18 protein-coding genes and 1 tRNA gene are annotated in these 20358 nt (G+C 42.2%); 4 read left to right on the forward strand and 15 right to left on the reverse strand.

Annotation, left to right across the window (positions count from 1 at the left end):
- Window positions 1-167: 167 nt before the first annotated feature.
- The 6 genes from CES82_RS01265 to yycF form a co-directional block, all read right to left on the reverse strand.
- The gene (locus CES82_RS01265) at window positions 168-1430 is read right to left on the reverse strand and encodes a S1C family serine protease (protein ID WP_098823629.1); all 1263 of its coding nucleotides are present in this window, start codon (window positions 1428-1430) and stop codon (window positions 168-170) included.
- A 202-nt stretch (window positions 1431-1632) separates the two neighbouring features.
- On the reverse strand, window positions 1633-2442 hold the full coding sequence (locus CES82_RS01270) for an MBL fold metallo-hydrolase (RefSeq protein ID WP_098823498.1): 810 nt from the start codon (window positions 2440-2442) through the stop codon (window positions 1633-1635).
- A gap of 167 nt (window positions 2443-2609) precedes the next feature.
- Window positions 2610-3440, reverse strand: a complete 831-nt coding sequence (locus CES82_RS01275; RefSeq protein WP_098823499.1) for a two-component system regulatory protein YycI — start codon at window positions 3438-3440, stop codon at window positions 2610-2612.
- A 16-nt stretch (window positions 3441-3456) separates the two neighbouring features.
- On the reverse strand, window positions 3457-4755 hold the full coding sequence (locus CES82_RS01280; RefSeq protein WP_098823500.1) for a YycH family regulatory protein: 1299 nt from the start codon (window positions 4753-4755) through the stop codon (window positions 3457-3459).
- Entirely contained in the window at window positions 4745-6559 is a 1815-nt protein-coding gene (gene walK / locus CES82_RS01285) for a cell wall metabolism sensor histidine kinase WalK (protein WP_439959033.1), read from the reverse strand. The genes CES82_RS01280 and walK overlap by 11 nt, the downstream gene beginning before the upstream one ends.
- A gap of 98 nt (window positions 6560-6657) precedes the next feature.
- Window positions 6658-7380: a response regulator YycF gene (gene yycF / locus CES82_RS01290; protein WP_098823502.1), complete on the reverse strand. Its 723-nt coding sequence runs from the start codon at window positions 7378-7380 to the stop codon at window positions 6658-6660.
- Between the two features lie 402 nt (window positions 7381-7782).
- On the opposite strand from yycF, the gene CES82_RS01295 reads away from it, so the two are divergent.
- A tRNA-Lys gene (locus tag CES82_RS01295) sits at window positions 7783-7855 on the forward strand.
- Between the two features lie 357 nt (window positions 7856-8212).
- On the opposite strand, the gene CES82_RS01300 is transcribed toward CES82_RS01295, so the two are convergent.
- Window positions 8213-9400, reverse strand: coding sequence for an NADH-dependent flavin oxidoreductase (locus CES82_RS01300; protein WP_098823503.1), 1188 nt, complete (start codon window positions 9398-9400; stop codon window positions 8213-8215).
- 130 nt (window positions 9401-9530) lie between these two features.
- On the opposite strand from CES82_RS01300, the gene CES82_RS01305 reads away from it, so the two are divergent.
- On the forward strand, window positions 9531-9905 hold the full coding sequence (locus CES82_RS01305) for a winged helix-turn-helix transcriptional regulator (protein ID WP_098823504.1): 375 nt from the start codon (window positions 9531-9533) through the stop codon (window positions 9903-9905).
- A gap of 122 nt (window positions 9906-10027) precedes the next feature.
- On the opposite strand, the gene CES82_RS01310 is transcribed toward CES82_RS01305, so the two are convergent.
- From CES82_RS01310 to CES82_RS01325, 4 genes are all read right to left on the reverse strand, one after another.
- Window positions 10028-10525: a GNAT family N-acetyltransferase gene (locus CES82_RS01310; RefSeq protein WP_098823505.1), complete on the reverse strand. Its 498-nt coding sequence runs from the start codon at window positions 10523-10525 to the stop codon at window positions 10028-10030.
- A gap of 63 nt (window positions 10526-10588) precedes the next feature.
- Entirely contained in the window at window positions 10589-11548 is a 960-nt protein-coding gene (locus tag CES82_RS01315; protein WP_098823506.1) for an NADP-dependent oxidoreductase, read from the reverse strand.
- Window positions 11549-11816: 268 nt separating this feature from the next.
- A complete protein-coding gene (locus CES82_RS01320; RefSeq protein WP_098823507.1) occupies window positions 11817-13013 on the reverse strand; it encodes an aminotransferase-like domain-containing protein in 1197 nt (398 codons plus the stop codon).
- Window positions 13013-14017 carry a ketopantoate reductase family protein gene (locus CES82_RS01325; RefSeq protein WP_098823508.1) on the reverse strand — a complete coding sequence of 335 codons (1005 nt, stop codon included), beginning with the start codon at window positions 14015-14017 and terminating at the stop codon, window positions 13013-13015. Before CES82_RS01325 ends, CES82_RS01320 begins: the two co-directional genes overlap by 1 nt.
- Before the next feature lie 536 nt (window positions 14018-14553).
- On the opposite strand from CES82_RS01325, the gene CES82_RS01330 reads away from it, so the two are divergent.
- On the forward strand, window positions 14554-14988 hold the full coding sequence (locus CES82_RS01330) for a GNAT family N-acetyltransferase (protein ID WP_098823509.1): 435 nt from the start codon (window positions 14554-14556) through the stop codon (window positions 14986-14988).
- On the opposite strand, the gene CES82_RS01335 is transcribed toward CES82_RS01330, so the two are convergent.
- Window positions 14985-15386 (reverse strand): MarR family winged helix-turn-helix transcriptional regulator, encoded by a 402-nt coding sequence (locus tag CES82_RS01335; RefSeq protein WP_098823510.1) that lies wholly within the window; start codon window positions 15384-15386, stop codon window positions 14985-14987. The genes CES82_RS01330 and CES82_RS01335 overlap by 4 nt on opposite strands.
- 136 nt (window positions 15387-15522) lie before the next feature.
- Between CES82_RS01335 and CES82_RS01340 the strand changes: the two genes are divergently transcribed.
- Complete coding sequence (locus tag CES82_RS01340) at window positions 15523-16080, forward strand: LysE family translocator (protein ID WP_098823511.1); 558 nt, start codon at window positions 15523-15525, stop codon at window positions 16078-16080.
- 89 nt (window positions 16081-16169) lie between these two features.
- Here CES82_RS01340 and CES82_RS01345 read toward each other — a convergent pair whose 3' ends face one another.
- From CES82_RS01345 to rplI, 3 genes are all read right to left on the reverse strand, one after another.
- Window positions 16170-17261, reverse strand: a complete 1092-nt coding sequence (locus CES82_RS01345) for an Ldh family oxidoreductase (RefSeq protein WP_098823512.1) — start codon at window positions 17259-17261, stop codon at window positions 16170-16172.
- A 1063-nt stretch (window positions 17262-18324) separates the two neighbouring features.
- Window positions 18325-19722, reverse strand: a complete 1398-nt coding sequence (gene dnaB / locus CES82_RS01350) for a replicative DNA helicase (RefSeq protein ID WP_098823513.1) — start codon at window positions 19720-19722, stop codon at window positions 18325-18327.
- An 83-nt stretch (window positions 19723-19805) separates the two neighbouring features.
- Window positions 19806-20258, reverse strand: a complete 453-nt coding sequence (gene rplI / locus CES82_RS01355) for a 50S ribosomal protein L9 (protein WP_098823514.1) — start codon at window positions 20256-20258, stop codon at window positions 19806-19808.
- Window positions 20259-20358 lie beyond the last annotated feature (100 nt).

The following is a 20358-nucleotide window of genomic DNA, read 5'->3' on the forward strand; positions in this document are numbered from 1 at the left end:
ACAAGGATAACGCTTTCCTTATTCGACTGTGTCTTCCTTGCGTTCCCATTACTATGTATTTATCCACTTGTGTATAACTCGAACATTCGTCTTTTTCAATATAACTGAAAAGGCTGAAACCCGCAAAACAGGTTTCAGCCTTTTCTTCACATACACTATTTTTCTGATTATTGATTCAATTGTGACGTTGTTTCAGTCAATTTTACTTTAGCGGTCTTCTGATTACCATTGTGGTAATACGTTACCGTAACCGTATCGTTGACCTTGTACTTATACAATAGATCTCTCAACGTTGAATTCGTACTGATCTTCTTGCCATCTAAGGCGGTAATCACATCGTATTTCTCGAGCCCAGCACGGCCAGCTGGTGTTGAAGAACCTGGTTTCTCCATAATGACAACCCCGTTTTCCACACTGGATGGTAACTTCAAGATCGATTTTTGCTGTGTCTTTGAAATTTCTGACAAATCAACGTACTTGATACCTAACGCTGGACGAACGATCTTACCGTTCTTGATCAGCTGATTGATTACGGAAACCACTTCGTTACTTGGGATAGCAAAGCCCATTCCCTCAACGCTGGTTCCTGTACCACTGCTAGCAAGCTTCATGGAATTGATTCCGACCACTTGGCCAGCAAGGTTAATCAGCGGACCACCTGAGTTTCCAGGGTTGATAGCAGCATCCGTTTGAATGACGGTTGCGTTACCAGTCTGCTGGTTGGTCGTCTCATCCGTTGTGGCCACGGTCCGCTTCTTAGCTGAAATAATCCCTTCAGTTAGTGAAGTAGCATATTGTGAACCCAGTGGAGAGCCGATTGCCAAAGCGGTTTCGCCGACCTTAATGTTATCCGAGTTACCAAATGTGGCAACTTTAGAAACATCCGCGCTATTAACCTTCAATACGGCCAAATCAGTCACTGCATCTTTACCAACTAACTTAGCATCAATTTTCTTACCGTTACTTAAAATCACTTCAAGTGCGTTAGAACCGGAAACCACGTGATTGTTAGTCACGATATAAGCACTGTTTCCAGCCTTTTTATAAATCACACCTGAGCCCTCTGAACTGGCCTGCAGACTACCGCTAGACGATGAGTCACTGCTTGAATCGCTGCCTCCCAAAATACCATTTAAAGTATTGGACGACTGATTTTCTTTTTGCAGATTAATGACTGAAACCACTGAATCCTTCACGTTTGAGAAGGCTTTAGAAGCCTGTGAACTGACATTCACCTTCATATTGCTAGTTGAGGCAGTCCCAGATTTGTTGGAGCCGGCTGGAACAGACGTTGTATCGCGATTACTGATGTAATTAGCACCACCGTACGCAATACCACCACCAAGTAAGCCTGCTACCAACGCCGTTACAGCAACCTTAATAAGCAGTCCCCGGTTATTATTTGATCCTGGTTTTTGTTGATTATCCATACTTCCGCGCAAATCGCGCTTCCCTCCTTGTATGTCATCACAATTTAGGCAAAGTGATGAACGCAGTTATTTAGGTTGTGACGCAACCCCTAAACTTGATCAACCTACTGACTTATGCATATATTGTATCGATGAGATGTGAAATTTGTTTGAATCTTTACTCGTAAAAAGGATAAGATTTTTCTAAAGATTTATTAAGCAACTAAAGGGTGACTAAGCCGCTAGCCTTTTCCGGATCCGTATCCAAAATTTTAAAATCGTGATTAACACCAAAATCATGGTCTTCCATGATTGAAGCAACGGTAAGATGGGCCAGTGATTTCATGTTATTTTCCTGACTGAGATGACCGAGGAAAATTCGCTTAGTGTGGTTACCCAAAACGTCCATCATCACATCAGCACCGTCTTCATTACTTAAATGACCCGTATCGCTTAGAATTCGTTGTTTGAGTGGCCATGAATAACTGCCCATCCGCAACATTTCGACGTCATGGTTGCACTCCATTAAGTAAGCATCCGCATCTTTGATCACACCCTCGACATGATCTGAAACATAACCGGTGTCCGTGAGTACCACAAAACTCTTGCCACCGCTGTGAACGGCATAAAATTGCGGTTCAGCAGCATCGTGAGAGACTGTGAAGCTCTCAACGTCTAAGTCACCCATGCTTAGCACGGAATCAGGTGCAATAATGTTCTTTTGTTCCGTGGGAATTTTACCGATTTTGCTAGCCATCGCATCCCAGGTTCCCTGGTTAGCGTATACGTCCATTCCGTAACGCCGTGCTAAAACCCCAACGCCTTTACGGTGATCTGAATGCTCATGCGTCACGAAAAGTGAATCCACATCACTCAAGTCGCGTCCGATAGACTGCATGAGATTTTCGATTTTCTTACCACTTAAACCGGCATCGATTAAAATCTTGTGCTCAGCCGTTTCAACATACGTACAGTTTCCGGTACTGCCACTGGCTAACACACTGACCTTTAAGCTGTTATTTTGCTCTTGCATAAACCGACCAACTTCCCTTTATTTATAAATACAAAAACCCCGCCAACATGGTCATTGGTAGGGCCGTGAATAAACTTATCCGTACTCACTTCTCAATGATTGTTCGTCGTTACTATTACAACGCATTTTACGCCTAAACGCAATCATTAAATATTGCTTGCAAGTGACTATGTGAGTGTAAAAATTTCTGAATTAGCATTACTTGTTTGATTATTATCGCCAGTCTTGATGACTTCACCCGTGTAAGCATTCACTCGCTTCAAAATGGTGGAAGATGAATTGTTGAGCTTCACGGCAAATACCCAAGTTGGTAAAAAGACATATTGTCCACGAGCAGTTAAAAGTCTCGTGTAAGCTAAGTGAACCCAGGTTACTTTGGCACCGTTAGGAATCTCATTGTACTGGTACAGCCAAGTCAACGCTCGTTCTTCACTGATCGTCTTGGAAGCTTCCTTCAACATCTTAACACCTTCCAAGTAATTCTGGCTGTAACCAATAACCTGGTTCTTACCATTAAGATCAAAACGGATTTGACAATAGCGTGAATAAATTGGCTTCTGTGCAACCCGTTGCACATAAATAATCTCACTCTTGCTAGATAATTGCTCACTGTAACTATAATGCTTGCCTTCAGCAATCAATCCAGGATCTGCAACCACTTTATCTAAAGTCTGTTTAACTGATCCATTAGTTAACTTAAGTGGCTGTTTAAATTCACTCACCAGTTCATCACCACTGAAACGAATATCCTGCTGCTGCAGTTCAGGTGCGTCCTGTCGCAAAGCGTTCCCGTTATTTCCTGAGAAATAATAGCCTTCATGCGTTTTGGTAGTCGGCTTACTATACGTAATTTGATCCTTCCGCATTTCCTCCAGAATGTTGTTACTTCCTGAAGCAGTTGAATCACCAACGCTATTACGGTTATACGATAGAAATAAGAGCACATCCATAATGATAAAAATCACCAAGAAAATTGACTGAATGCGTTTAAAATTCACGTCCGGCTACCCCCTTTCACTGTTGACCGATCAGTTTGCGATAATTTTCCCACTGATTACCGATCTTAACGTACCACGTTGGTGATAAATCAACGACCTTGGGTAGCGACTTATCACGAACCCACTCATAACCTAACTCAATGCCTTGAATCTTGCTTTCGTGAGTACCAGCTGCCTCAAGTTGTTTGATAAGCTCATTAGTCGACATGATTGTGGCCGAACTTTGCACTGGTGGAATCGGCACCTGCAAACTGTCCAGTGAAAACTTCATTCGGTACGAAGATTGGTCCAGTACTTTCATCTGAATCGCACCAAAGTCACTTTGATCAAAGACTGGCACCCCACCGGCGTATGTTCGGAAAACAGCGGTATCGCTTCCTGAATCATAGGAATAAAAACGAACACTATCCAATGGCATTCCTACCATCACTAACTGTTCATAAATACCGTTCATTGTTTGTAAGAAACTATTACTCTTAATCTGAGCATTATAGTTAGTGAAGTTAACAGTATCCGTTGATTCATCAACCGTCATATGCCGGAAACCGTGATCATCATAATCGGTGCTATTTTTGTGCCGCTTGATTTGAACGTTACTGTTAGAATTGGTCGTCATAATCCGGTTAGCATAATAATCTTGCGTCTGCTGCGATAACTGATAACTATAAGTTCGTAGCTTAACATTATGAGGGTAGTTTAAAATCACTTTGCCATTAAGTAATTTAAAAGTGACCTGGTGCTTAACCATTTTATCCGCCAAAACATGACGTAGCTTATCCGAACGATTATTCTTAAGGGTCACTCGAACAATTCGATAACCCTGATCGTTCAACAAATAAAGGTGATTGGGATCATTGAGCAGGAACTGCATTCGGTTGAACTTTTGATTCGGCACTTTCAACTGATTATTGAACGCCTTACGAAAGAAGTTAACTGAGATAGCAGAATTATAATTCATTAACACAGTCCCTTTTCGCTTTAACTGCGCGAGATAGGTTTTCGAATTCCCTTGACTGATACTTTTAGCTTTTTCAGCCGTAAAATGACTCATTCTATTACGTAAATCAGTTGCTACGTTAACCCGATTATTAGTTAATAGTTCTTGTTTACCCGCAGCATTGGTTGAGATAATCTGTGATGGTAAGTAGATATCCTGAAAGGTTGTATTACTGGTACTATCAGCGTTTTTAGTCACTTTCGTTCGACTGCTTAAGTTAGAGTGAGCCGGGTTGGTCCATATCATGCCTGAAAGACCTAAACTGACTAGCAATGCCGCCACCAAACTCGTTGGCAGCCATAAATTTCTAAGCTTCATCCCAAAGATCATCCCCCTCATCGTAAGGTTCGTATGGCAGTGAAATATAGAAAGTAGAGCCATGTCCTTCGCGACTCTCTACCCAGATTTTACCGCCCAACGACTGGATAACCTCTTTGGAAATGGCTAAACCAAGTCCAGTACCGCCTTGTGCCCGCGAACGTGCCTTATCTACTCGGTAGAAACGATCGAAGACGTGTGGTATATCTGCTCGCGGAATTCCCAGTCCTTGATCAGCAATACTGATAATCACGTTATTATTTGTTTCAATTAAACGACAGGTAATCACACCGCCATCTGGCGAATACTTGATTGCATTGTTCATGATGTTATCGATCACCTGTGTAAAATGATCGGTATCAATCTCAACCCATAAATCACGTTTAGTGAACTCTCGTTTAATCGTGTAATGCTTATCAGACCGGTCTTTCTGTTCATCGCTATCAATGATCATATCAAACCGATTCAAAATGTAGTTATAGAGTTCATTTAAATTAACCAGCTCTAGATTAAGCTTTTGCGTACCCGAATCCATTCTTGAAAGTGTCAATAAGTCGTTGATCATGCGAATCATACGATCCGTTTCTTCCTGTGTCACTTTCAAAAACTTCGGTGCAATCTTAGGATCTTTCCAAGCACCATCGGATAAGGCTTCCACGTACGACCGAACGCTGGTCAATGGTGTCCGTAATTCATGAGACACGTTTGAAACGAATTCTTTTCTATCTTGATCAATCTTTTGCTGTTCAGTCACATCGTGCAATACGCATGCTAAACCGCTAATAAACCCAGATTCACGCTGAATCAGCGAGAAGTACGCCTGCAGGATCAAATCGTGGTCATCGGTGGAAAAATCCAGCATAATTTCATCTGGATCCTCCAGCAAATCACGCAAGGTATATTGCTTACGGATATTCAAAATATCTAGAATCGATTGTCCAATGGCCTGATCAGAGTCCACGTCCAAGAATTCTACCGCTGTTTCGTTAATAATCGTGACGTTACCGCGACGATCGGTGGCGATAACCCCGTCAGTCATATGTGCCAAAACAGAATTCAGCCGTCGTCGCTCAGACTCAGTGGACTCTTGGGCCTCTTCCACACGAACAGAAAGGTTATTAACCGCACTGGCTAACTGACCCAACTCGTCGTTTCCGTATACCTGAACCTGCCCAGAATAGTCTCCTCGGGCAATTCGTTGCGTTTGTTCCTTCATTTCGGTAATTGGGACGGTAATTGCCCGGGAAATAACGATTGATAGAACAAGTCCCATGATAATAGCAATTACGGCCGCAACAAGGTATATGGCAGTAACTTTACTAATACTGTCATAGACACTTGCCAGGTTTGCACGAATGTACACAACGCCAACGGAAGTACTGCTTCCGCTGCTTTGTTTCATCAGTGGTGTGACCTTAGTGTAATAATATTGATTTGTCGACGAATCAAACGTCGTCGTTTCACTTCCGGCACTGTTATTATAAATGACCTTTTTAACGGTGTCGTCCGTCGTTTTTTGCCCAACGATCTGTTGATTATTGGCCTCATTTGTTCCCCGAATGGTGCCTTTATTATCAATAACAAGGATTTGTGCATTCGCCGTGCTAGGAATATTTGCATCAGACAGAAGAATGCGAATCTGTCTGTTAGAAGCGTTTGTATTTGATCGTGACAGCTGGGTCGTTAAGTTCGTACTGACGTAGCGCTGCAGTGAAATTTGGCTCTTAAATTGCCGCAAATTCTGCGTCTCCAGCTGCTGTACAAAAACGGCGCCGACAATTTCCAATGTAATAATGAGCATCATCGCGAATACGAACGCGATTTTGAATTGTATCGAATGATACCATTTAATTTTTCGTTTCACGCTACCGTTTACCCCTTAAACGCCTTGCACGCGTAATATTACGCCTGACCCGACTCACTTTCAGTATTTCGTAAATAATAACCAACCCCACGACGAGTAACTAACCAGGTTGGGTGGCTGGGACTATCTTCAATCTTTTCACGTAGTCGACGCACAGTAACATCGACTGTCCGCACATCACCAAAATAATCGTAACCCCATACCGTCTGAAGTAAGTGTTCACGAGTCATTACTTGGCCAATATGCTGTGCTAAGTAATGCAGTAACTCAAATTCACGGTGGGTTAACTCAATATTTTGACCACGTTTTGTCACCGAATAAGCATCCGGATGAATTACCAGATCGCCAATTTCGATATCCTTATTTTCTTCCTCTTCAGGCTGAGCTGCGTTAACGGTATTTTGCCGACGCAAATTCGCCTTAACTCTAGCAACCAGTTCACGGTTTGAAAATGGCTTAGTGACATAGTCATCCGCACCAAGTTCCAAGCCCAAAACCTTATCTAATTCAGAGTCTTTGGCAGTTACCATAATGATTGGCATATCATGCTTCATCCGTACCTGACGGGCAACTTCCAGCCCATCGATCTTAGGTAACATTAAATCTAAAATAATCAAATCTGGGTTAACTTCTTCAACTTGTTTAAGTGCTTCTTCACCATCATGGGCGACGACCACTTCGTATCCTTCTTTAGTTAGGTTAAATTTTACAATATCAGTAATTGGTTTTTCATCATCGACAACGAGAATAACTTTTTTCATCTGAACATGTCCTCCTTCAGATAACGATTCGTTCAAGTATTATAGTTTTAGTTTTAGGTGCTTTTCGGTCATTCCTACACAGTAGCACGAGCCATGTAGGTGCATTCAAGTAGTGGCAGCCATATTTAAATCATGTCTGCACAAAGTTTATTATATCACAGTATTTTACATTACGCGAAATGGTGAAAACTGGGATGTAGCAAGCATTTATCGCATAAATAGCAAAACATTTGTATGCTACAATTAATTTTCTTGAAAATGAGATACCGTCACACTAAGAGTCATATTTCAGATATTCTATAACTTTTTTTCAAAAAATAGTTGCCAATCACTTTTTAACATGATATATTAGTAAACGTTGATTAAGACAGGTGCTTAATCGCAAGGGTAACAAAAAGATATGGGCAGTTAGCTCAGCTGGCAGAGCAACGGACTCTTAATCCGTGGGTCCAGGGTTCGATCCCCTGACTGCCCATCATATGCAACACACCACTAATCAGTTTCCACGCAGTGCTTGACACCGGGGATGCTGATTTTTTTGTACTCTGAGATTTAATTTAAAAAGTCTAAACAACATTTAAAATGACATTCACTTAACACATATTAATAAAACAATAATTCGTCGGTCGAATGGATGCATCCGTTAATAGCGGATGCTTTTTTATACTTACCATAATCTATATTTCTTACCTGCAACAAATACTAAACGGCGTGACTCCGGTAGAATACCGAAATCACGCCGTTTAACAATGCGCATAAATTCTTAATACTTAGCTGTTCACTTCAGGAACCAACCCTCAGTTTTTTTAGTTCATATCTAACGCAAATTTTATTATAACTTTTCTTCCATGCCTTCCATTGGAGCTAAGCTGTTTTGATAATCTTGAGTAGCATCTGCATCAGTTGTAAAGTGCATAACTGACGTGAAATCAGTAGTGAGAAACGTTTGCAAACCGTATGGAATAGCCAGCTCGTCCATATCCATAGGGCTTATTTGAGTACGAATACTTGCTTCATCACCGGAAGCTACTTTTTGAACCCATTGCGGTTCACGAAGTAGTTCGCGACCAATAGCAACCAAATCCGCACCATCTGCTAAGGCCGCTTCGGCATCAGCAGGTTGTTCGATTGAACCAATACCGATCAAAGGTACAATTCCTTTAGTATGGGCAGCAAACTGTGACAACAAAGTTTGCTTATTGGTTTTATCATTGAGAGAAGTTCGTTGGTAACTTGCCATCGATAAATGAATGTAATCTACCTGCTCTTTAATTTGATCCACAAAATAAAGTGAATCTTCCAATCTAATACCAGGTGTTTCGATTTCTTCAGGGGATAACCGATAACCTAGTAGAAATTGTTTTGGGGCGTATTGCTTAATGACTGACTGGACATTGTGAATCACTGCCAGTGGTAGTCTTAAACGATTATCACGCGAGCCACCCCATTTGTCTGTTCGCTGATTGGAATTAGGAGAATAAAATTGTTGTAGTAAGTACGTGTTGGCTCCGTGCAATTCCACGCCATCAAAACCAGCTTGAATCGCCCGACGAGTAGCACTGCCGAAATCAAGAATAAGCTGGTCAATTTCTTCACTGGTCATTTCACGAGGAGTTTCTGAATCAGCTGGATAAGTGGCTGCAACAGCACTAGCACTAACTGGTTGATTTCCACGCAGAATTTTATGGTTAGTCTTACGACCAGCATTGAAAATTTGTAAAACGGCTTTCGTACCTTGTTGGTGAATTGCACTAGCCAGTCTTGTAAGACCAGGTAACATATCGTCACTGACTACAGAAAGTTCACCCTCGAAACCTTTCCCAAGCTTATCAACATTTGCAACACCAGTGATAACCATTCCGGGACCAGCTGCTCTGGCTTTATAGTAGTTGATCTCATCACCAGTAAGCATACCGTTATAAAAACTACTCATTGTGGTCATCGGTGACATAACAACATGATTCTTTAGTACAAGACCATTCTTAAACGTGAATGGTTTTAAAAATGAATAAGCTGACATCTCGACATCTCCTATATATATTATAGTAGCTAGTATAGATACTACAGATATTTCTACAAGTACGCACTTTAAAGTGCTATACTACCCAAAAAGTAACAATTGGTCATATCAAGGGTTAGGAGTAATCAAAATGGGAAAAATATATCGAATCGGTGTGGAAGCAACTTTGGATGTGATTGGTGGTAAATGGAAACCTATTATTCTTTGTCATCTAGGAAACGGTCCAATAAGGACGGGTGAATTAAGACGAAAGATGCCTAAGATTACTGCTAAGATGTTAACGCAGCAATTACGTGAACTTGAAGATGATAAAATTGTGCATCGCGAGGTATACCAGCAAGTACCCCCAAAGGTTGTCTATTCACTGACCACAGAAGGTAAAACATTACGAAAATTGCTGATTGATATGTCTGATTGGGGAGAACGTCGTGTTGCCAGAATGCAAGCAGATGGACAGCCTGTTAAGTTGTTATCCAGCGACCACACAGGATATTTAAATTTTTAATATTCAGCATTCCTAGAGCTTTTCAAACTGATTAAAAAGCCTATTCCGAAAAATTCGTCGGAATAGGCTTTATTCACGTTAAATTCTGGAATCTACCAAGTTTTGCAACAGCTTGTTTGTATTTACTTAAATCGTCGCCCCAAAATATCCAAACTGCGCAGCTCACCATCCATGTCAGCAACGTCAGGCAAATGTCCCCAAGTCTCAAACCCATTCTTCTTAAATAAGCCGATACTTGGAAGATTATGGTGAAAAATAAACGCCACTAGTGTATCGATATCTAAATCCTTTAACTGAGAGAAGACGTAATTTAACGCCTTTTGCCCCAGTCCATGATGACGGTAATTCTCATCAATATAAATACTAATTTCAGTTGTATGGATGTAAGCTGGACGGCCATAAAATGACTCTAGGCTCACCCATCCTGCAATGGTATCTCCGTCTTTCATGACCCAAATTGGCCGTGAATGCGGGTCAAATTCGTCGAACCACGCCTGCTTAGAAGCCACAGAAACTGGCTGCAGATCCGCAGTAGCTAAACGACTGGGAATAATTTGATTATAAATGTCAGTGATAGTTGGTAAATCTGATTTAGTAGCGTATTTAAAGGTAATACTCATAGGTTAGACTCGCTTTCAAAATAATTATGAATATCATACGCCTTTCTCACGTTCCATACCACTTCACATCACGGTGTTATTTAGCTTCGGGGGTTCAGCAATCGTGATAACGATTTTACCATGTGCATGGTGCGATTCACTGCGTAGGTGCGCTGCCCGCAGACCTTCTGTAGTTAGCGGGTACTCACTATCAATCACCACTTTTACCTGACCTGCAGCCACTAGTTCAGCTACGGCTGCCAAATCCTGTCCGTTGGGATGTAGCCACCAATGTTTTGCTGACGGGTGACCACTTTGCTGGACAAAGGTTGGCTGACCAGCAATGCTAACGAGATGACCAGTTGGTTTTAGAATAGCGAGTCCATTTTCAATATCATCCGTAGTATCAAACACTGCATCATAATCATGTAGTATATCCGTGTATTTGGTCTGATGATAATCAATCACCTCATCGGCACCTAAAGACCGTAGTAAGTCATGATTCTCCGCACTGGCAGTGGTCGCAACATACGCCCCTTGCGCCTTAGCGATTTGAACGGCAAACAGGCCAACGCCGCCAGCACCGCCTTGAACTAAAATTTTATCATCTTTTCCTACCGCTAACTGCTTAACGATTACTTGATAAGCAACAGTGCCAGATAACGGAATGGCCGCACCTTCTTCAAAAGAAATATTGGCCGGTTTCAATGCCAGCTTATCTGCCTTAACCGCCACATACTCTGCGTAACTGCCACGAGTAGCATCCGAGGACGTATCTGGCCTTGCAATCACCGCATCACCCACTTTGAACTGCTGAACTGAGGTCCCCACAGTAGTAATCACACCGGACACATCCCAACCTAAAACAATGGGAAAGTTCCAACCAGCTCGTGACCGACCCATTCGTGTACGCCAATCAATAGGATTCACGCTGGTCGCCACCATCTTAACTAATACTTCATCCGGATTAATGGTCGGCATTGGTAATTGCGCCTCGTGAAGCTCTTGCGCATCGCCATATCGATCAATTACGATTGCTTTCATCAGTTTCAGCCCTCTTTCCTAAAATCCTAGCATTTTAATTTTGCGGACAATATAAGCTGAATTGCACAGAAAGGCAAGTATTTGTAACCGAAATACTGACAACAAAAAATGCTGATACTTCCCGTTTGATAGGGATGTTATCAGCATTTTTTAATATGTGTGATTGCTAAGGCTACAGTATGTGTTTCGCTTTTATTAGCGAGATTTTTAATTTTCCTACTATATATTATGTGTGATTAAATATGTGAGTGGTGCTATGTGTTGGTGATTAAACTTCAACTTGTTTGCTAATGGTTTCTTTAATAGCTTTGCCTAACCGTTCAATACCAGTGACGATTTGATCATCTTGCATATTGGAGTAATTTAAGCGGAACGTGCCTGGAATAACCTTGTCGGCGTAGAACGGTTCACCAGGAACAAAGGCAACATCATGGTCAATGCAGGTATTGAATAACGTTTGGGTATCAACGCCCGGCACCTCAACCCAGATGAATAACCCACCTTCTGGCTGGCTATATTTAGCATCCTTTGGGAAATACTTCTTGATGGCATCCATCATGATGCCTTCACGTCGGCGATAAACATCCTTAATTTTGGCAATGTGCTCATCAATATTGTAATCCGACATGTATTTCGCAATGATGTGCTGAGTTAAATTATCCGAATGAACATCAACCGTTTGCTTCATTAAAGTAAACTTCTTGACCAGGTTCTTTTCAGCGACGATCCAGCCGATCCGTAGCCCCGGTGCTAAGATTTTTGAGAAGGTGCTCATGTAAATGACTCGGTCATCATGAGCATATGTCTTGACTGGTGCAACGTCCTGACCGGCAAAACGAATAGCGCCATATGGATCATCTTCCAGAATCATGACATTGTATTTCTCAGCAATTTCAATCATCTTTTGTCGGCGATCTGCAGGCATCGTGCGACCCGTTGGATTTTGAAAACTTGGGATGGTGTAGATAAACTTCGTATTCGGATTATCTTGAATCGCCTGCTCTAAGGCGTCCATCTTCATCCCATCATTATCCATTGGTACGCCTACCATGTGAGCACCATAGCTACGGAACACATCTAAGGCGCAAAGGTAAGTTGGCTGTTCCACGATGACCGTATCCCCCGGATTAACAAAGAGTTTAGTGGTTAAATCAATGGACTGCTGTGATCCCGTGGTAATCATAATGTTATCAATATCGCAAGCAATACCTGAACGATTCATTCGTTTGGCAATTTCCTCGCGTAATTTCGGATAACCAGCTGCAATACTATATTGTAAGGCTTCACGACCAGATTCGTCATAAACCTCGTTGGTGACTTTCTTTAAGTCTTCAACGGGAAATAATTCTGGTGCTGGTAATCCGCCGGCAAATGAGATGATTTTAGGATCGCCAGCCACCTTTAAAATATTACCAACTGGATCTTCATTACTTTCAGGTATGTTGTTTGCAAATTGATATTTCATTATGCTTCCACCTCTGCTTGTTTAGTATCCGCAACGTTTTCAGTTGGTTTGTGGTACTTACGCATCATTTCTGCCATGTGTACTTCTTCAACAACGAATTCGTGAACCCGGCAAACATAATCGTGTTCCCGACCAATCTTAGCAATGTAGCCATTGATGTAATCAACTTCAGTAGGACGGCCCTTGGAGAAGTCCTGATACATTGATGGGTAGTGGTACTTGTAGGCTTGGCTAACTGGAATGATAGAATCGATTTCTTCTTGACGGGATTCAATCATGTGAATACCGGCACGTTCACAGGCGTCAAAGGCTTCGTTGAATAGCGTGGTTGCCATTCTAGTAACACCCTCGTATTCAATAAATTGTCCCATCTGCATTTCATACATGGTGCAAAGCGTGTTGGTAACGGCGTTGAAAACAACCTTTGACATGCACATGCCCTTCCATTCGTCCACCATCACTGGCCCCATCTTAGCGGCTGTAAAGTCGTTGAAGATTGCTTGCATGGTTTCATCAGCTGGCTTGTTGTTATAAGGCGCCATATGCATGACTTCGCTGTTAACAGGTCCCATGAAGTCAACGTTTGCTGGTCCATCAAGACGAGTAGCAATCATTGCGGTCCCACAGACGATGTGATCTTTTGGAAAGTACTTTTCAATTTTTTCGAAGTGGCCCATGCCGTTCATAGCTGAGAAGACGTATTGGTCATCATGGAAAATACCGGCTTTACTGTCGCGTTCAAGCTCTTCAGCTAATTGCATCTGCTTCTTAAAGATGATCCAAACATCTGGATGGCCGGTATATTCTTCAGGATAATACATGTTGATTGGAATGATCCGACGATTCTTATGGTCACGAGCAACTGAAACGCCGCCTTGTTCACGAACTTTTTCAACGTTTGGTTCCCATGTATCGATGAAGTCAACATCTACGCCAGCGTTTTCCTGAAGCATAACACCGTACCGATAACCCATTGCACCTGCACCAATAATTCCGTATTTCATTACAACCACTCCTTCTAAGTTTTTTTGATTTCATCAGCTATACGACAACTAAAAAACGCCCTTTGGTCAAAGACCAAAGGGCGTTTAGTAACGCGGTACCACCTTAATTCAAATTACCGTTTGAAGTAATTCCTCACACGCACGGCAACTAATATCAGTTGCGATACGCTGCACGATAATGGGTGCCACCAGTTCGCCTCGAAAAGCGAACCCGTCGAACTCAATCTTTCAAATCATAGTCCTAATACCGTCTCACCAAACCGGTACTCTCTTCATAAGGCTATGACCCTAATCCATCGGGTCAAATCTTGTTGTCGTATTTGATTTGTTGCAAGTAGTGTAGCCCCGAACATGAGAAAATGTCAATCATTTTTAATAAATTAATTTTTTATTGCTTGCTTTAACCGCGTTTTAAACACTGTTATAATAGCATTTATCGACTTCAAAATTATTTTTAAATTGTGGGTTAAAAATCCTTTTTATCGATTTCTCACTAAAATAACAGAAGCACAACAATTAGTCAGGAGTGTCAATCTATGTGGAAAACCAAGTCGTTTTCGGAATTATCAACAAAAGAACTATATGAAATCTATCACCTGCGGGTAGCAACCTTCGTGGTGGCTCAAAACCGCATTTATCAGGAAGTGGATGAAAATGACCTTAATGCGCTGCACGTCTTTTATCAAGATGACCGGATCATTGCTTATTCCAGAATCTACAAGGAAGATGATCACGTCACCTTTGGCCGAGTAGTCACAGATCCTGCCCACCGTGGTATGGGGTTAGGCGACCAGTTGATGACGAACGTTTTGACCGCCATTCGGATGCACTTTGCCCACTTACCAATCGAAATTGAGGCTCAAGTACCCGTTAAAGGCTTCTATGAGAAATATGGATTTAAAACAGTTGGCGAATCTTTTATCTTCAATTCAACGCCTCACATCAAGATGGTTCACGATCCATTAGGTTAGTAAACTAGCTTGGAAAGTAGTCGCTTAAGTTCATTTTGCTCATCGGCGGTCAGCTGTGACAGCAACGTATCGGATGAGTGTTGTTCGAAAGCGTGCAATTCTGGATATACCGCCTTCCCTTTTGCAGCGACGTAAACACGACGCAACCGTTTATCCTTAGCATCATCCTCTAATCTCAGATACCCGCTATCCACGAGTTTTTGAACTGTTCGAAACGCGGTTGTTCGGTCAATCTGAACAGAATCTGCTAGTTCGCCCAGAAACATGCCCGGCTTTTCATAGGTCCGAATCACATAAATAAAAGCATTGTTTGCTAAGCCAAGTCTTCTAAATTCCGCATTGGTTTTAATTTCTGTCTTACGGGTAATCGCACCAATATCACGAATAATTTCAAACATCATTAACCTCCGTATGATACATTTTGACTCTAATTTACAGGAAGGTTATTATATTTGCAATTAAATAGTGATAAGCTTTGACCAAGTCATTGCAAATGCAATGAATAATCATACATACCTGTAAGGGGGAGTTTCAATGTCAGCATTCTTTATTTTTGTTTTTGTCATGTCATTTACACCTGGGCCTAACACAATAATGGCAATGGTTTCTGGTCAGCAGCGAGGTTTTCGTTCGAGTCTGCGACTCAATATTGGTATGCTGATTGGAATGGGACTTATGGGATTACTGGGTGTGCTCTTCGCCCACTGGTTGCAATCAACACCAACGTTTGTTACGGTTATGAAAATCGTTGGTAGCACTTACCTCTTGTATCTTGCCTACCATATGTTTATCAGTCGTCCAAGTGAAGATGATCAAAGTACCGGTGGTTTTCGGACTGGCATGTTGCTGCAATTAACGAACATCAAGTGTTATTTGTACTTCATCACTGGCTTAGGCGCCTTTAGTCTGGCAGGCATCTGGAACGATATGCCCGTAAAGTGGCTGCTCATGGTATTAATTGGCAGTCTGGGTACTTTCGTTTGGACGGTGTTTGGCCAAATGATGAGCCGTTTCTACCGCCGTTATTACCGAGTCTTTAATACCATCGTCACGCTGTTACTGATGTTCGCAGCAGTTGATCTTTGGCGTTGATTCCCCAATAATGTTTCACGTGAAACATATTAAAAAATAAGCTTGCCTCTAGAGACCGTTAATTGATCTCAGAGCCAAGCTTATTTTGATTAATCCATATCTAGTGATCCATATTGAACACCTAGCCGATCAGCAATTCCGGTAACTTCAGCTAAGGTTTTATCATCAATCACCATTCCGTTTGTCTTTCGATCTTCGTATGCGAGAGCTTCCTTATCACCCGCAACATAAACTGTCTTACCTGGAATAGCGGGTAATTCACGAATTTGTTGCAGGTAGTCAGAGAAACGCTGAACGATTTGGTCTACGTCGCCAAAAATCGATGGATCAATGGCAATGAAACTCTGACATGGTCCAACTTGCAGATCCTCTGGCGTAATTTCGGTGGAAGTGTTCCCCAACGATAAAATGGAAGTGAAGACTTCTACGATGACCCCTAAGCCAAACCCTTTATGGCTCCCGGTTTCTTCTCTTACGCCACCAAGCGGTGTCAACCCAACGTTGGATAATGGATCACGCAAAGCATCCAGATCAGCATTATCGGTGTGGTCATTAATTTCTTGATCACCATCCTTTGCCACCCATAGCGCTGGTAAATCCTTTTCCAGTTTACGATAAACTTCAATTTTCCCTTGGGGAACCGTAGTCGTGGCCGCATCATAGATGAAGTTATGCGGCTTAGCTGGCATGGCAAAGGCAATTGGATTAGTACCGACAAATGCTTGTGTTGCGTGCGTCGGTAACATTGCTGGTCGAGAATTAGTTGATGATAGCCCAATTAAGCCTTGATCAGCTGCCATATTGGCATAATAACCGGCAATCCCATAGTGGCCTGAGCGCTTGGTCGTTACGATACCAACACCGTGCTCCTTAGCCTTTTTAATGGCAATATCCATACTATAAATCCCGTTCAGCTGTCCTAAACCAAAATTGGCATCAACCACGGCACTTACGTCTGTTTCTTTTACAACTTCAGGCTTACTCTTAACCCGAATTTTACCATTTTGAATGAAGTGATCATACATCACCATACGTTGAACACCGTGGGACGCGATTCCGTGTAAATCGGTATAAATCAAAGTTTCAGCAACCGCTGCGCTTTGCTCCTCTGTAAATCCATAGGCTTTATAAATCTTATGTACTAATGCTTTCACCTTATCACTATCGTATCGTTTGACCATTGTAAACATCCTTTCTAAACGCCTTGATGAAAATTAGATTAGATTATGTAACGTTTTTATTATCTTCTTCTTATTCTTTGCTTGCAACCATCTTTTTATAGCTAACTGTCTCAACGCCTTTAAATACGCAAGTTTAAGTAATGATTGAATCTTTATAATTTATATTGATAATATATACAAATAGTAATTCTTTTCGTTTATTGAATGCATCCGTGCTTTACTTTTCTTTAACGTTTCCTTTAGAAAGTAGCATGGAAAACTTCATATTTCTGTCACATTTGTTGATTATGATTTAAACATAGTCAATTAAAGATTAGTTGACTTCCCTTTTAAAACAGATAACGGTTTTCGATTTTTCCTCCTCCCCAAAATCAGGATAAACCAATAAGAAACGCTATCACTCCCCTCGACCTCACCACAATCCCTAATGTGGTGGGGCTTTTTTGTAGAGTGTGAAAACGGGCGCTTAGATAGCGAAATGTAGGGTAACTCAGCCATAAATCCTGGTCTTGGATTTATGGCTGAGTTACCCTACATGCAGCTGTCTGCCCGCTTGAACACGTTTCAACAATATAACATCCCCCAAACCACAAAAAATCCAGCTATCACAATCGATAGCTGGATCATATTTAAAGACATAAGAAAAGGCAGGCCCGCCGACCTTCTGAACGCACGAATGCGCCGATCTTTGGAATCCCGCCATGGTTTGGCACCGTTTGATAGTATCGCATGGATGGTGAGGTGTGTCAAGCGCGTTGGTAATATGTAGCTGGATCAGGCTACAGCAGACAGAGAGCTGTAGATAAGGTCACTGAGACACTTCAAGTTCAAGACTGGTTTACTTTTCTGCATAGCCTAATCGGGCTACAACAAGGCAGAAACTTGCACATAGGGGCACCGAGACACAAATCCAAGTTCGGGATTGTTCGTTACTTCTACATAGCTGAATCGGGCTACAGCAGACAGAGAGCTGTAGATAAGGGCAAGAAAACGCAAACCCCAAACCCAGGGTTTCCATTTCCTTGCCCTTATCTTTCGCTCTCTAAACGTCTGCCTTCGCACCTTACTGATTTGGTTCCGCCCCATACGCTATAGACGAAAACTTATTATACGACTTCACAAACAGCAATTTGACCGTTCCCCGTGGACCTGAACGGTTTTTTTCAATAATGACTTCAACTTCACCGACATCTTGTTCCCCGTCGTTGCTGTCACCGCCATTACCACCATCATCGTTGTCGTCATCATCCCGTTCATAATAATCGTCACGATACAAGAATGACACAATATCCGCATCTTGTTCAATAGAACCAGATTCACGAATATCTGACAAAACTGGCCGCTTATCCTGACGCTGTTCCACGCCACGAGACAGTTGTGACAAGGCAATTACTGGCACATGCAGTTCCTTAGCCAGTTTTTTAAGCTGCCGTGAAATTGCGGAAACTTCTTGCTGTCGGTTTTCAGCACCGGTACTTTCGACGAGTTGCAGGTAATCAACTACGACTAAGCCTAAATTACCGTTTTGCTCTTTGTCCAATCGACGGCATTTCGCCCGAATCTCTGACATTTTAATTCCAGCGGTATCGTCAATAAAGATTTTCGCCTTTGACAAACTCCCCATTGCGACAATTAAGTTCTGCCATTCGCCCTCTTCAAGCTGGCCGGTCCGCAGATGATTGGCATTGATACTGCCTTCTGCACACAGCATCCGGCTAACCAGTGATTCGGCACTCATTTCTAGACTAAAAATAGCCACTGCTTTATCGGTTTTAGTCCCGACATTCTGTGCAATATTTAGCGCAAAGGCCGTTTTCCCAACGGCTGGCCGAGCAGCTAAAATCATGAGTTCATCGTCATGAAGACCGGTTGTCATTTTATCCAGATCAGGGTATCCGGTAGATAGGCCGGTCACTGTATCACCCTGTTGCGATAAACGATCAATCTCTTCAAAAGTAGAATTCAAGACATCTTTGATCGCTTTAAAACCGGCTTGATTTCGGGACTCATTGACGTTCATGATCGACTGCTCAGCTTGATCTAGCAACTCATCCACGGGCGCATCTTCTGAATAGCTATCCGTGACGATCTTAGTTGCTGTTTGGATCAAACGCCGTAAAACGGCCTTCTGAGCAACGATTTTGGCATAGTAGCCAACGTTAGCTGCCGTCGGAACAGAAGCCGCTAATTCGGCAATATACGGCATACCGCCGATATCTTCGAGCTGATTGAGCCGTTTTAATTCATCCGACACCGTCACCACATCAATGGCTTCATCCTGGTCGTTTAAGTTAACCATTGTCTGGAAAATCAACCCATGCGCACGACGATAGAAATCATCCGCGGTCAGTTGTTCCATTGCGTCGACTAGGGCATCGCCGTTTAAAAAGATGGCCCCAAGTACCGCTTTTTCCGCCTCAATATTTTGAGGTGGTGTTTGATCTCTCAACCCTTCACTCATTATTAATTACCCCTCGCTGTGATAAACGAAAGGGTCGGGGCAAACGCAATTTGCCGACGACCCTTAGAAAAATGAACTTCAAATTACTTTTCTGAAATGTGAACCCGAATCCGACCGGTCACATCTTGATGTAATTTAACAGGCACGTTGACGAAGCCCATCACTTTAATTGGTTCGCGTAATTCAATCTTTCGCTTATCCAATTTGATACCATACTGCTTTTCCAACGCCTGCGCAATTTGTTTGCTTGGAATTGACCCAAACAGTCGGCCGTCAGTACCCGCTTTAGCCGTTAATTGAACGATGGTCTTATCATCTTCCAAGACTTTTTTAACGGACACAGCTTCTTGTCGTTCTTCTTCTTCGCGTTTAGCTTCAGCTTTTTGCTGTCCCTTAAGCTGACTTATTGCATTGGCCGTTGCAGCCTTTGCCTTCCCTTGCTTGATTAAAAAGTTTTGGGCATAGCCATCTGGAACGTTCTTAATTTCGCCGCGCTTACCTTTACCGCGAACATCTTGCAAAAAAATAACTTTCACAATAAGTCCTCCTTATCTGACGTCTCGATCAGTATCGAAATGCCAAGACTTTATCGATCCCAATTGGGAACTCTCACTAAATAACTTTACCATAAATCGC

It is taken from the genome of Secundilactobacillus silagincola, from assembly GCF_002583405.1.
Classification (GTDB): domain Bacteria; phylum Bacillota; class Bacilli; order Lactobacillales; family Lactobacillaceae; genus Secundilactobacillus; species Secundilactobacillus silagincola.